Origin of the sequence: Tabrizicola sp. (genome assembly GCF_041919135.1) — a bacterium.
GTDB lineage: Bacteria > Pseudomonadota > Alphaproteobacteria > Rhodobacterales > Rhodobacteraceae > Tabrizicola.
Window position 1 is genome coordinate 50,487 of sequence record NZ_JAYRUJ010000022.1, and the last position, 11,750, is coordinate 62,236.

The window sequence follows — 11,750 nt, forward strand, 5'->3', positions numbered from 1 at the left end:
GCGAGGGTCGTCCACTTCCCGCAGCGGGTCAAGTGGCCGAACCCTCTATCCCTCTTGCCGCTTTGCCCTGAGCTTTGCAAAATATTCGGCGCGTTTCTTCAACTCGCGCTCGAAGCCGCGTTCGGGGGGCAGATACCAGACCGGGCGCTTCATACCCTCGGGAAAGTAGTTCTGCCCCGAAAAGCCGTCCTCGGCATCGTGGTCATAGGCATAGCCCGCGCCATAGCCGTGCTCCTTCATCATCCGGGTGGGGGCGTTCAGGATATGCTTGGGCGGCATCAGGCTGCCGGTCTCGCGCGCCGCCGCGCGGGCGGCCTTGTAGGCGGTGTAGACGGCATTCGACTTGGGCGCGAGGGCGAGGTAGACCACGGCCTGCGCCAGCGCAAGCTCGCCCTCGGGGCTGCCCAGGCGCTCATAGGTCTGCCAGCCGTCCAGACACACGGCCTCGGCCTGGGGGTCGGCCAGGCCGATGTCCTCGACCGCCATGCGGGTCAGGCGGCGGGCGAGGAAGCGGGGGTCCTCGCCGCCCTCCAGCATCCGGGCGAACCAGTACAGGGCGGCGTCCGGGTCGGATCCCCGGATGGATTTGTGCAGGGCGCTGATCAGGTTGTAATGCTCGTCCCCGGACTTGTCGTATTTCGCCGCCCGCCGCATCAGGCGCTGCGCCAGCTGGTCGCGGGAGAGCGTGCCTTCGACCTTCCAGGCCGCGACCTGCTCGATCAGGTTCAACAGCGCCCGGCCGTCGCCGTCCGCCATCTCCAGCATCGCCTCGCGCGCCTCGCCCTTCAGCGGCAGGGCGCGGCCAAGCTCTTTCTCGGCCCGCTGCGCCAGGCGCTCCAGATCGGCAAGCGACAGCCGCTCCAGCACGATGACCTGGGCGCGCGACAGAAGTGCTGCGTTCAACTCGAAACTGGGGTTCTCGGTGGTCGCCCCGACCAGGAGGATCGTCCCGTCCTCCATATGCGGCAGGAAGCCGTCCTGCTGCGCCTTGTTGAAACGGTGGATCTCGTCGACGAAGAGCAGCGTCCCCTGCCCGTTCTGCCGCCGCAGCCGCGCCGCCTCGAACACCTTGCGCAACTCGGGCACGCCGGTGAAGATCGCGCTGATCTGGACGAAATGCAGGTCGGTCTCGGCCGCGAGCAGGCGCGCGATGGTGGTCTTGCCCACCCCCGGCGGTCCCCAGAGCACCAGCGAGGACAGCGATCCCGCCGCCAGCATCGCGCCAAGCGGTCCCTCGCGCGAGAGGATCTTTTCCTGCCCGATCACCTCGGCCAGCGACTTCGGCCGCAGCCGGTCGGCCAGGGGGCGCGGGCCGCTGTCTTTTGCAGGGTGGGGCGTGTCGAACAGATCGGCCATGGCCGCAATCTAGGCAAGCTGGCAGCCAAGGAAAAGCGGCGTTATGGCCCAGGGCCGAACAGGCCCCGGGCCGCGGTGCGCGCGGCGCGCCCCGATAACCCGGCGAGGATCGGGTCCCCCGGTTGACATGGCAGCCCCGGGATCGTCCCCCCGCATCAGCCTAGTGCAGCTTGGCCGCCATGCTGATCGTCACGCAGACGCAGTCCAGGCCATCGAAGTTCAGGATCGGGCCGGCCGGTTCACATTCCAGCCCCACCCGGCGGCCGATCCTGCGCGAGGCTTCGGGAATCAGCCCCAGCACCATCGAGGCGCCCAGGTCGCGCGCGGCCGCCACCATCTCCTGGCGGAGCTGCAGCTGCACCCGCAGGCGCAGGCTGGCCGGCACCGATTCCGAGACGAAGACGCGGCTGGATTCCCAGATATGCGGGGCCACCGGCGCCGGCATGTCGAGGAGATTGGACGGAATGCTTTCCAGCAAGCCCAGTTGCGCGTCGCGGATCATGTAGGAATAGATCCCGCAGCGGTGGGTCGTGGGGGTCAGGCGGATGCCCGCCAGCACCTCGCCGTTGTCATGCACGGCCAGCCAGCGGCTTGCCGGGGTATCGTACTGGTCGAACTCCATCCCGTTCGCCTGGGGCAGGTCCCACTTGTTCTGCTGGATGAAAGCGCGGTGCCTTGCGCGAAACATGTTGGCGAACAACTCGCCGTGGTTGTGCAGGTTTTCGTAGGAAAGCGTAGTGACTTCCATGGTCGTCTCCTTCTGGGCTCGTGGAACCTGTCAGAGGGAAACCGTGGGCGCCTAGAGCATGCGATACTCTCGCGCCTTTCTCACCGCTTCGGAGGTGGTGCGCGCCTCAAGCCGGATACGCGCCGAGTTGAGCCGCGCCTTGAGCGCGCTTTCCGAAATACCCAGTTTGGCTGCGGCAGCAGAGTGACGGTCCCCATTTGCGATGCATTGCAACGCCTCGATCTGTGCTTTGGTCAGTTCCGACGGAGGTTTCGCCGCGATGTGCAGACGCGCGGTGATATCGGCAAGGACCTCCATCTCCTCCACGGTGAACTCACGGGTCGAGGAGGTGATCCCTGCCATCGAGCGTGAGGTTATCGGGCCGTAGGAAGACACCGCACCATATTTCATGCCATAGGTGGCGGCCTTCTTCAGCAGGCCGAAAGGATCGGGCAGCGGGATATCACTCCACCGGCTGGTGCCCGTCGTGCCTATTCCCCAGAACACCAGGGGATCACGCAGATAGAAGGAGTTGTTGTTGTAGTATTCGACCCATTTGGCGGGATAGCGGCTGTGATACACAAGGGGCGTGGCAAAACGGATGTGCAGACCGACCGCATACCCGTCGGGTGCCAGCTTGTTCAACTCTTCATACAGTTCAGCCAACCGCTTTACCTGTGACATCGAGATGGGGCGTCTTCCGGCGATTCTACTTGAGATTGATCTTGATGCCCCGGCAGCCAAGTTCAAGTAACTTCTGTCAATCCCTGCAAATGGTTGGGCGATGGTGCCAAAATGGCAAAGGCCCGCCGGACCGGCGGGCCTGCTGACTTTGGCATATGCCGTGCCGTCGGATCAGCCTTCGGCGGCTTCCTCACGCGCGCGATCGGCAGCGCCCTTGGCCGAGGTGTCGCGGTCCACGAACTCGATGATCGCCATCGGGGCCATGTCGCCATAGCGGAAACCGGCCTTCAGGATGCGGACGTAACCGCCCTGGCGGTCCTTGTAGCGCGGGCCGAGGATGGCGAACAGGCGCTCGACATACTGGTCCTGCTTCAGCTGGGCCGCTGCCTGACGGCGGGCGTGGAGGTCGCCGCGCTTGGCCAGCGTGATCAGCTTCTCGATGATCGGGCGCAGTTCCTTGGCCTTGGGCAGGGTGGTCTTGATCTGCTCGTGCTCGATCAGCGAGCCGGTCATGTTGGCGAACAGCGCCTTGCGGTGTTCGTGGGTACGGTTCAGGCGGCGGTAGCCGCGGGCGTGACGCATGATGGTCTCCTGACGTCGTTTTGCTTTGTGTTGCCGGCCTGCGTTGGACCGGCGTCGTTGGGGCGGGATTGCCCAGGGTTCCCCGGATGGCCGGGCATTTCGACGCCGGTCTGAAGCCCGGCCTACGTAGGCCGGGCTTCAGACCGACTCTTAGAACTGGTCCTCGAACCGCTTGGCGAGGTCCTCGATGTTCTCCGGCGGCCAATCCTCGACATCCATCCCAAGATGCAGGCCCATGCCCGAAAGCACTTCCTTGATCTCGTTCAGCGACTTGCGGCCGAAGTTCGGGGTGCGGAGCATTTCCGCCTCGGTCTTCTGGATCAGGTCGCCGATATAGACGATGTTGTCGTTCTTCAGGCAGTTGGCCGAGCGGACCGAAAGCTCCAGCTCGTCGACCTTCTTCAGCAGCAGCGGGTTGAACTCGAGGCCCGAGTCGATCTCGCCGGCCTTGGCGGATTCGGGCTCCTCGAAGTTGACGAAGATCGACAGCTGGTCCTGCAGGATCCGCGCGGCATAGGCCACGGCGTCGTCCGGGGTCAGGGAGCCGTCGGTCTCGACCTTCATCGTCAGCTTGTCATAGTCCAGCACCTGGCCCTCGCGGGTCGGGGTGACTTCGTAAGACACCTTCTTCACCGGCGAATAGATTGCGTCGATCGGGATCAGGCCGATCGGCGCATCCTCGGGGCGGTTCTTGTCGGCCGAGACATAGCCCTTGCCGGTGTTCACGGTCAGTTCCATGAACACGTCCGCGCCTTCGTCCAGGTGGCAGATCACATGGTCCTTGTTCAGGACCTCGATGCCGTTGGATTCCGAGATGTCGCCCGCGGTCACCACGCCCGGCCCCTTGGCCGAGATCGACAGGCGCTTCGGCCCCTCGACTTCCATCTTCAGGCTGACGCCCTTCAGGTTCAGGACGATATCGGTCACGTCCTCGCGCACACCGGCCACCGAGGAGAACTCGTGCAGCACGTTGTCGATCTGGACGGAGGTGATCGCGCCCCCTTGCAGCGAAGACATCAGCACGCGGCGCAGCGCGTTGCCCAGCGTCAGGCCGAAGCCACGCTCCAAGGGCTCGGCGATCACCGTCGCGACGCGGGCGGCATCGGCCCCCGGCTTAACGACCAGCTGCGTCGGCTTGATGAGTTCCTGCCAGTTCTTGTGGATCATTCTGAAGCCCCTATTCTTGTCCGCTGCCGATGTCCGAAAGCCGGCGGACGCCCGAGGATCGTAAACGACGAAAACCGGGCCGCAGGGAGACAGCTCCCCACGGCCCGGCGGAAATCAATGCCTTAGACGCGGCGACGCTTCGGCGGGCGGCAGCCGTTGTGCGCCAGCGGGGTCACGTCGCGGATCGAGGTGATCTGGAAGCCCACCGCAGCCAGCGCGCGCAGAGCCGATTCACGGCCCGAGCCGGGGCCCTGCACTTCGACTTCCAGCGTGCGGACGCCATGTTCCTGCGCCTTCTTGCCGGCATCTTCCGCGGCCATCTGGGCGGCATAGGGGGTCGACTTGCGCGAACCCTTGAAGCCCATGGTGCCCGAGGACGACCACGAGATCGCGTTGCCCTGGACGTCCGAGATCAGGATCTTGGTGTTGTTGAACGACGAGTTCACATGCGCCACGCCGGCGGCGATGTTCTTGCGTTCTTTTTTCTTGGTGCGGGCGGTCTTGGTGTCACGTGCCATTGGTCAGACCCCCTTATTTCTTCTTGCCGGCAATGGCCTTCGCGGGGCCTTTGCGGGTGCGGGCGTTGGTATGGGTGCGCTGGCCGCGGACCGGCAGGCCCTTGCGGTGACGCAGGCCACGGTAGCAGCCCAGGTCCATCAGACGCTTGATGTTCATCGTGACTTCGCGGCGCAGGTCGCCTTCGACGGTCAGGTTGGCGTCGATGTATTCGCGGATCGCCAGAACCTCGGCGTCGGTCAGCTGGTTCACGCGGCGGGCGCGGTCGATGTTCAGCGCCTCGCAGATGGTTTCGGCGGTCTGCGGGCCGATCCCGGTGATGTAGGTGAGCGCGATCGGAACCCGTTTCGCGGTCGGAATGTTGACGCCAGCAATACGTGCCAAACGTGTCGTCCTTCTTCGGTTGCGGTTCCGTAGTGCCAGAACCTTTTTTCACAACACCGCACGGGCTGTTCACCCGGCGATACGAACTTCCATAATGGAAGGCCCGCAAGGCGATTCCACCGCGGGACGCCGTGCATTAGGGGCTTTTGCCGGGGCCGTCAAGGCCGCCGGGCAAGTTTCTCAGCCCTTGTCAAGAACCGATGCGATGGCATCGGCGACCGCATCCACCTCGGCCAGGCCATCGACGGCGGAAAGCTGCCCCTTGGCATAGTAATAGCCGATCAGCGGCGAGGTCTTCTTGTAATATTCCATCAGCCGGGTCTTCAGCGTGTCCGCATTGTCGTCGGCCCGCCGCCTCAGGTCGGTCGAGCCGCAGACATCGCAGACTCCCGCAACCTTCGTCGGCCGGGTCACGTCATGATAGACCGCGCCGCAATTGCCGCAGGTGAAACGGCCGGTGATCCGCGCGACCAGGGCCGCATCATCGACCTGCATCTCGATCACCCGGTCCAGCGTCGAGCCCATCCGGGTCATCAGCCCGGCCAGGGCATCGGCCTGTTTCAGCGTGCGCGGGAAGCCGTCGAAGATGAAGCCTCCCCCGGCGCCGTCATTCATCCGGTCCTCGATCAGGCCGATGACGATCTCGTCCGTGACCAGCTCGCCCCGGGCCATGATCCCCTCGACCTGGCGGCCAAGCTCGGTGCCCCTGGCGATCGCATCCTTCAGCATGTCGCCCGTCGAAAGCTGCACCATGCCGCGCGTCTCTTCCAGCCGCTTGGCCTGAGTGCCCTTGCCCGCCCCGGGCGGTCCGAGAAGAATGATGTTCGCCATGGATCAGCGCCGCGCCGGGGGCTTGCCGGCCTTGGCGCCCGGCTTTTTGCGGCCGCGCAGCTGCGACTTCTCGATCAGCGCCTCGTATTGGTGGGCCAGAAGATGCGACTGGACCTGCTGGATCGTGTCCATCGTGACCGAGACCACGATCAGCACCGAGGTGCCGCCGAAGTAGAAGGGCAGACCCACGCGGCTGATCAGGACCTCGGGCAGAAGGCAGACGGCGGCCAGGTAGCCCGCGCCAAGCACGAGGATGCGGTTGACGACATATTCCAGGTATTCCTCGGTCTTCTTGCCGGGACGGATGCCGGGGACGGAGGCGCTCTGGTTCTTCAGGTTCTCGGCGACCTCGTCGACCTTGAAGCTGACGTTCAGCGTATAGAAATAGGTGAAGAAGACGATCATCGCCGACAGGAACACAAGGTGCAGCGGCTGGCCGTAACCGAGGTTCGCCGAAAGCCAGGACATGACCGGATTGGTCCCGCCGCCCGAGAAGGTGGAAACCGTGGTCGGCAGCAAAAGGATCGACGAGGCGAAAATCGCCGGAATCACGCCGGCCGGGTTGACCTTGATCGGCAGGTGCGACGAGCCGCCCTCGTAGACCTTCATCCCGACCTGACGGCGCGGATAGAGGATCGAGATCTTGCGCAGCGCGCGCTCCATGAAGACGACGAAGGCGATCACGGCGACGACCATCACGATCACGCCCAGGATCACCGGGGTCGAGATCGCACCCGACCGGCCCTGCGCCAAGAACTGCGCGATCGCGGCGGGGATCTCGGCGACGATGCCGACGAAGATGATCAGGCTGATGCCGTTGCCGATGCCGCGGGCGGTGATCTGCTCGCCCAGCCACATCAGGAACATCGTGCCGCCGACCAGGGTGATGACGCAGGAGGCGACGAAGAACCAGCCCGGCTCATGCGCGAGGCCGCCGCCCTGGATCGACATGGCGATGCCATAGCCCTGCAGGATCGCCAGCGCCACGGTGCCGTAGCGGGTGTACTGGTTGAGCTTCTTGCGGCCCTGCTCGCCTTCTTTCTTGAGCTGCTGCCAGGGGCCGTACATCGTGGCCAGAAGCTGCACGATGATCGAGGCCGAGATATAGGGCATGATGCCCAGGGCGAAGATCCCCATCCGGCTGATCGCGCCGCCGGTGAACAGGTTCAGCATGCCGCCGATTCCCTGGCCGGCCTGCTGCATGAACTCGCGCAGCGCCTGGCCGTCGATGCCGGGGACGGGGATATAGGTGCCCAGCCGGTAGACGATCAGAAGGCCGACCGTGAAGAAGATGCGTTGGCGCAGGTCGGTCGCCTTGCCGAGCATGCCCCAGCTGAGGTTCGCCGCCATTTGCTCTGCAGCAGATGCCATGTCAGGTCTCTTTCAAGCCAAGCGCCGCCGGACCGTTCTCCGGTTCGGCGGCGCGGGAAAACTTGGTGTGGTGTAAGCGACCACGGGGCCGCTCACAATCCCTATTTGGTCGCCTGCGCGCCCGGGGCCCTTATTCGGCCGCAGCCGCCACGGGCGCCAGGAGCGTGACCTTGCCGCCGGCCTTTTCCACCGCTTCCACGGCCGAGGCCGAGGCGCCGGTGACGGTGAGGTTGACCTTCGAGGTCAGCTCGCCCTTGGCCAGCACGCGGATGCCGTCGCGCTTGTTCGAGGTGACACCAGCCGCGACCAGCGCGTCCTCGGTGATCTCGGCCTTGGCGTCCAGCTTGCCGGCGGCGATGAACTTCTCGATCAGGCCCAGGTTGACCACCGAATAGTGCAGCTTGTTCGGCTTGGTGAAGCCGCGCTTCGGCAGGCGGCGATACAGCGGCATCTGGCCGCCTTCGTAGCCACCCAGAGCCACGCCCGAGCGGGACGACTGGCCCTTGATACCCCGGCCGGCGGTCTTGCCCTTGCCCGAGCCCGGGCCGCGCGCCACGCGCTTCTTCTTCTTCGCCGCGCCTTCGTTGTCGGCGAGTTCGTGCAGTTTCATGTCGCTTCTCCTTGCCGGAAACGCCCCCGAAGCGAGAACGGGGCGGCCACGGCTTTTCTTGATTCTCATGGCCGGAACTGGCCACCGGGGGGCGATACAGCACGCCACCCCGAAAAGCAAGGGCGAGGCTGTCCACGGTGACAGTCTCGCCTTGCCTAACGGTTCCAAGGGGTTAGGATTTTCCGCCAGGCTGGTGTCAACGTCCGGAAAGTGCCGGATCAGGTGCCCTTCGGCCAGACGAAGCTGGGCTGGAGGCCGGAATAGACCGGGCGGCCATCCTGCGGGGCGGGATAACCCTTCGTCTCGTCCCAGAAGGCGTGGTAGGTGGCCTTGGGGAATTTGGCATCGTCGTAGCCCATGACGTTGGGCACGGCCACACGGATACGGCCCTGCTTGTCATCGAGCATCAGGACGGCGCCGCAATCGGTGCAGAGGCAGATCTCCAGCGGGCCGTCCGGATTGTCCTTGTTGAAGGGCACGCGCTTGATCTTCTCGGGATGGTCGACCTGGATGTCGCCGTGGTTGAAGAAGGCGACATGGGTGGTGTGCTGGCCCGTCACCGACTTGCAGACGTTGCAATGGCATTCGTGGTTGTCGATCGGTTCGGCCGTTGCAGTGACATGGACGTGGCTACAGCCGCCGGCGTAGTGGGTGGTCATGGTGCTTCCTCCCTGTGTGCGGCCCCTGCCCTTCCCGGGGTCGGGTTGAGTCGCTGCGAGGAGCGTAGCATTTGGCCCGGAAGCTGCATACCGGACAAAGAGACGACCCTTGCCGGGCGGCGGGCGGGTCATCATGCAAGATGGCGAGGGACGGGAGTGCTGCAGCTCCGGCCGCGCGGAGGCGTCTTCCGATGAGGGAAGACGGCGATTGCCGTGGCGCTGGACGTGGTGCCGGATGATCTGGTGCGAGGAGTTCGCGCTAAAACTCCAGGTGTTCGATTAGTGGCAGTGGACCATGCCTTCCGAGTTGTCCATGTGGCAGCATTGTCCGGGAGGGGAACTCTTGCGGCATCCTCCGCCGTGGGCCTGCGCCGCAGTGCTGATTGCGCTCGCACAGGCAAACACGACAAGGATAATCCTCTTGGTCATCGAAGCCCCCTTAAGAAATGGTTAACGAGGGCTATCATATGCCTGCAGTCCATCCAAGTCAGAACGCCCCCGCGTTTCCGCGAGGGCGTCCAGGAAAGGGTCGGTCTTAAGCCCGACCTACGATGCGAGTCGGCGATCAGCCGCGCTCTTCGACGATCACGACCAGGTGGCTGATCGCGTTCACCATGCCGCGGACGGAAGGGGTATCCTCCAGCTCGCGGGTGCGGTTCAGCTTGTTCAGGCCGAGGCCCTTCAGGGTCGCGGTCTGCACGGCCGGGCGGCGGGCGGCGGAACGGACCTGCTTGACGACGATGGTCTTCTTCGCCGCTTCGGTGGTTTTCTTGGCAGCCATGCTCAGGCCTCCACGGTTTCGGCTTCGGGCTTGCGGAGGATTTCCGCAACCTTCTTGCCACGGCGCGACGCGACCGAACGGGGCGAAGTCTCGTGCTTCAGCCCGTCGATGGTGGCGCGGATCATGTTGTAGGGGTTCTGGCTGCCGATCGACTTGGCGACGACGTCCTGGACGCCCAGCATCTCGAACACGGCGCGCATCGGGCCGCCGGCGATGATGCCGGTGCCGGCCACGGCGGTGCGCATCACGACCTTGCCGGCGCCGTGGCGGCCTTCCATGTCGTGGTGCAGGGTGCGGCTGTCCTTCAGCGCGACGCGGATCATCGAACGCTTGGCCTGTTCGGTCGCCTTGCGGATCGCTTCCGGCACTTCCTTGGCCTTGCCCTTGCCAAAGCCGACGCGGCCGCGCTGGTCACCGACGACCACCAGAGCCGCAAAGCCGAAGCGCTTGCCACCCTTGACGGTTTTCGAGACGCGGTTGATCGCGACCAGACGGTCGGCGAATTCCGGGGTTTCTTCCGGCCGGTTGTCGCGACGGTCGTCACGACGCTCGCGGCGGTTCTCACGTTCTGCCATATGGCAATTCCTTCGTGGTGGCGCTTGGCGCCGTTAAAGCCGATCCTGGTGCCCCGGATCTGGTCCGGGGCCCGGATCATCGGGGCGGCATCGCTGCCGCCCGCCGGGATCAGAACTTCAGACCGCCTTCGCGGGCTGCATCGGCAAGCGCCTTGATCTTGCCATGGAACAGGAAGCCGCCACGGTCGAAGTAGCATTCTTCCACGCCGGCCTTCTTCGCCCGCTCGGCAATCGCCGCGCCGACCTTGGCCGAAGCCTCGACGTTGTTCTTTCCGACCACGCCGAGGTCTTTCTCCAGCGTGGAGGCGGCCGCGATCGTCACACCCTTCACGTCGTCGATCAGCTGGACGCTGATGTTCTTCGACGAACGGTGCACCGACAGGCGCAGACGACCATGCGCGGTCGCCTTGATCTTGTTCCGGACGCGCAGGCGGCGCTTGAGGAACAGCTCTCTCTTGTTCAAAGCCATTTTCGCCACCCTTACTTCTTCTTGCCTTCCTTGCGGAAGACGAATTCACCCTTGTAGCGGATCCCCTTGCCCTTGTAGGGCTCGGGCTGCTTCCACTCGCGGATGTTCGCCGCCACCTGGCCGACGAGTTGCTGGTCGATGCCTTCGACGATGATCTCGGTCTGCTTCGGGACGGTGATGGTCACCCCCTTCGGCGCTTCGAAGTTCACGTCATGCGAATGGCCGACCGACAGCTTCAGGACATTGCCCTGCATCGCCGCACGGTAGCCGACGCCCTGGATTTCCATTTCCTTCTTGAAGCCGGTGCTGACGCCAGTCACCAGGTTCTCGATCATGGAACGGGTCATGCCCCACTGCGCGCGAGCGCGCTTGGAGAGCCCGCGCGGCGCGACCTTGACCGCATCGCCTTCGATGGTGAGGGTGACGTCGTCGCCCGCGGTGAAGGAACGGGTCCCTTTCGGGCCCTTCACTTCGATGGTCTGGCCGCTGATCGAGGCGGAGGTGCCTTTGACCAGGGTGACGGGTTTCTTGCCGATACGAGACATGGAACCCTCCTCAGAACACGGTGCAAAGCACTTCGCCGCCGACATTGGCAGCGCGTGCATTTGCATCCGACAGAACGCCCTTGGGCGTGGAGACGATGGCGACGCCCAGGCCGTTGCGGACCGAGGGAAGCTCGCTCACACCCATGTACACGCGACGGCCGGGCTTCGAGACGCGCTTGAGTTCGCGGATCACGGGCTCGCCTTCGTAGTACTTCAGGCTGATGGTGAATTCGCCCTGCTTGTTGGCAGTGTCGGCCTTCTCGAAGCCACGGATGTAGCCTTCGTTCAGCAGCACTTCCAGGACACGGGCGCGCAGCGTGGATGCGGGGGTCACGACAGTGGACTTGCCGCGCATCTGGGCGTTGCGGATACGGGTCAGCATATCGCCGAGAGGATCGTTCATGGACATCTGATTCCTCCCTTACCAGCTGGACTTGACCATGCCGGGGATCTGGCCGAACGAGGCCAGGTCACGCAGCATGATGCGCGAGAG

16 protein-coding genes and 1 pseudogene are annotated in these 11,750 nt (G+C 64.6%); all 17 read right to left on the minus strand.

Annotation, left to right across the window (positions count from 1 at the left end; genetic code table 11):
- Nucleotides 1–45: 45 nt before the first annotated feature.
- On the minus strand, nt 46–1,356 hold the full coding sequence (locus tag ACE3UA_RS14925; RefSeq protein ID WP_374646482.1) for a replication-associated recombination protein A: 1,311 nt from the start codon (nt 1,354–1,356) through the stop codon (nt 46–48).
- A 160-nt stretch (nt 1,357–1,516) separates the two neighbouring features.
- Nucleotides 1,517–2,104, minus strand: a complete 588-nt coding sequence (locus tag ACE3UA_RS14930) for an acyl-homoserine-lactone synthase (RefSeq protein ID WP_374646484.1) — start codon at nt 2,102–2,104, stop codon at nt 1,517–1,519.
- 51 nt (nt 2,105–2,155) lie between these two features.
- The gene (locus ACE3UA_RS14935; protein ID WP_374646486.1) at nt 2,156–2,749 is read right to left on the minus strand and encodes an autoinducer binding domain-containing protein; all 594 of its coding nucleotides are present in this window, start codon (nt 2,747–2,749) and stop codon (nt 2,156–2,158) included.
- A gap of 189 nt (nt 2,750–2,938) precedes the next feature.
- Nucleotides 2,939–3,349: a 50S ribosomal protein L17 gene (rplQ, locus tag ACE3UA_RS14940; protein ID WP_197647127.1), complete on the minus strand. Its 411-nt coding sequence runs from the start codon at nt 3,347–3,349 to the stop codon at nt 2,939–2,941.
- A gap of 150 nt (nt 3,350–3,499) precedes the next feature.
- Nucleotides 3,500–4,516, minus strand: coding sequence for a DNA-directed RNA polymerase subunit alpha (locus ACE3UA_RS14945; RefSeq protein ID WP_197647126.1), 1,017 nt, complete (start codon nt 4,514–4,516; stop codon nt 3,500–3,502).
- Between the two features lie 122 nt (nt 4,517–4,638).
- Complete coding sequence (rpsK, locus tag ACE3UA_RS14950) at nt 4,639–5,034, minus strand: 30S ribosomal protein S11 (protein ID WP_197647125.1); 396 nt, start codon at nt 5,032–5,034, stop codon at nt 4,639–4,641.
- Nucleotides 5,035–5,047: 13 nt separating this feature from the next.
- Nucleotides 5,048–5,416 (minus strand): 30S ribosomal protein S13, encoded by a 369-nt coding sequence (gene rpsM / locus ACE3UA_RS14955; protein ID WP_197647124.1) that lies wholly within the window; start codon nt 5,414–5,416, stop codon nt 5,048–5,050.
- Between the two features lie 180 nt (nt 5,417–5,596).
- A complete protein-coding gene (locus ACE3UA_RS14960) occupies nt 5,597–6,247 on the minus strand; it encodes an adenylate kinase (RefSeq protein ID WP_374646490.1) in 651 nt (216 codons plus the stop codon).
- Between the two features lie 3 nt (nt 6,248–6,250).
- Nucleotides 6,251–7,618 (minus strand): preprotein translocase subunit SecY, encoded by a 1,368-nt coding sequence (gene secY, locus ACE3UA_RS14965; protein ID WP_374646492.1) that lies wholly within the window; start codon nt 7,616–7,618, stop codon nt 6,251–6,253.
- Between the two features lie 130 nt (nt 7,619–7,748).
- Complete coding sequence (gene rplO, locus ACE3UA_RS14970; RefSeq protein ID WP_374646494.1) at nt 7,749–8,228, minus strand: 50S ribosomal protein L15; 480 nt, start codon at nt 8,226–8,228, stop codon at nt 7,749–7,751.
- A gap of 218 nt (nt 8,229–8,446) precedes the next feature.
- On the minus strand, nt 8,447–8,887 hold the full coding sequence (locus ACE3UA_RS14975; RefSeq protein WP_374646496.1) for a GFA family protein: 441 nt from the start codon (nt 8,885–8,887) through the stop codon (nt 8,447–8,449).
- A 565-nt stretch (nt 8,888–9,452) separates the two neighbouring features.
- Entirely contained in the window at nt 9,453–9,668 is a 216-nt protein-coding gene (rpmD, locus tag ACE3UA_RS14980; protein WP_374646498.1) for a 50S ribosomal protein L30, read from the minus strand.
- 2 nt (nt 9,669–9,670) lie between these two features.
- Entirely contained in the window at nt 9,671–10,243 is a 573-nt protein-coding gene (gene rpsE / locus ACE3UA_RS14985) for a 30S ribosomal protein S5 (RefSeq protein WP_197647117.1), read from the minus strand.
- Between the two features lie 109 nt (nt 10,244–10,352).
- On the minus strand, nt 10,353–10,712 hold the full coding sequence (gene rplR, locus ACE3UA_RS14990) for a 50S ribosomal protein L18 (protein WP_374646508.1): 360 nt from the start codon (nt 10,710–10,712) through the stop codon (nt 10,353–10,355).
- 11 nt (nt 10,713–10,723) lie between these two features.
- Nucleotides 10,724–11,257 (minus strand): 50S ribosomal protein L6, encoded by a 534-nt coding sequence (rplF, locus tag ACE3UA_RS14995; RefSeq protein WP_374646500.1) that lies wholly within the window; start codon nt 11,255–11,257, stop codon nt 10,724–10,726.
- 10 nt (nt 11,258–11,267) lie between these two features.
- Nucleotides 11,268–11,666, minus strand: coding sequence for a 30S ribosomal protein S8 (gene rpsH / locus ACE3UA_RS15000; protein WP_374646502.1), 399 nt, complete (start codon nt 11,664–11,666; stop codon nt 11,268–11,270).
- A 12-nt stretch (nt 11,667–11,678) separates the two neighbouring features.
- Nucleotides 11,679–11,750 (minus strand): annotated as a pseudogene (locus ACE3UA_RS15005) (30S ribosomal protein S14); the annotation flags it as partial.

Excerpts from the sequence above, each read along its gene's own strand:
- ACE3UA_RS14925 (WP_374646482.1), bottom strand. The coding sequence starts at position 1,356 with ATGGCCGATCTGTTCGACACGCCCCACCCTGCAAAAGACAGCGGCCCG.
- ACE3UA_RS14930 (WP_374646484.1), bottom strand. The coding sequence starts at position 2,104 with ATGGAAGTCACTACGCTTTCCTACGAAAACCTGCACAACCACGGCGAG.
- rplQ (WP_197647127.1), bottom strand. The coding sequence starts at position 3,349 with ATGCGTCACGCCCGCGGCTACCGCCGCCTGAACCGTACCCACGAACAC.
- ACE3UA_RS14945 (WP_197647126.1), bottom strand. The coding sequence starts at position 4,516 with ATGATCCACAAGAACTGGCAGGAACTCATCAAGCCGACGCAGCTGGTC.
- rpsK (WP_197647125.1), bottom strand. The coding sequence starts at position 5,034 with ATGGCACGTGACACCAAGACCGCCCGCACCAAGAAAAAAGAACGCAAG.
- ACE3UA_RS14960 (WP_374646490.1), bottom strand. The coding sequence starts at position 6,247 with ATGGCGAACATCATTCTTCTCGGACCGCCCGGGGCGGGCAAGGGCACT.
- secY (WP_374646492.1), bottom strand. The coding sequence starts at position 7,618 with ATGGCATCTGCTGCAGAGCAAATGGCGGCGAACCTCAGCTGGGGCATG.
- rplO (WP_374646494.1), bottom strand. The coding sequence starts at position 8,228 with ATGAAACTGCACGAACTCGCCGACAACGAAGGCGCGGCGAAGAAGAAG.
- ACE3UA_RS14975 (WP_374646496.1), bottom strand. The coding sequence starts at position 8,887 with ATGACCACCCACTACGCCGGCGGCTGTAGCCACGTCCATGTCACTGCA.
- rpmD (WP_374646498.1), bottom strand. The coding sequence starts at position 9,668 with ATGGCTGCCAAGAAAACCACCGAAGCGGCGAAGAAGACCATCGTCGTC.
- rpsE (WP_197647117.1), bottom strand. The coding sequence starts at position 10,243 with ATGGCAGAACGTGAGAACCGCCGCGAGCGTCGTGACGACCGTCGCGAC.
- rplR (WP_374646508.1), bottom strand. The coding sequence starts at position 10,712 with ATGGCTTTGAACAAGAGAGAGCTGTTCCTCAAGCGCCGCCTGCGCGTC.
- rplF (WP_374646500.1), bottom strand. The coding sequence starts at position 11,257 with ATGTCTCGTATCGGCAAGAAACCCGTCACCCTGGTCAAAGGCACCTCC.
- rpsH (WP_374646502.1), bottom strand. The coding sequence starts at position 11,666 with ATGTCCATGAACGATCCTCTCGGCGATATGCTGACCCGTATCCGCAAC.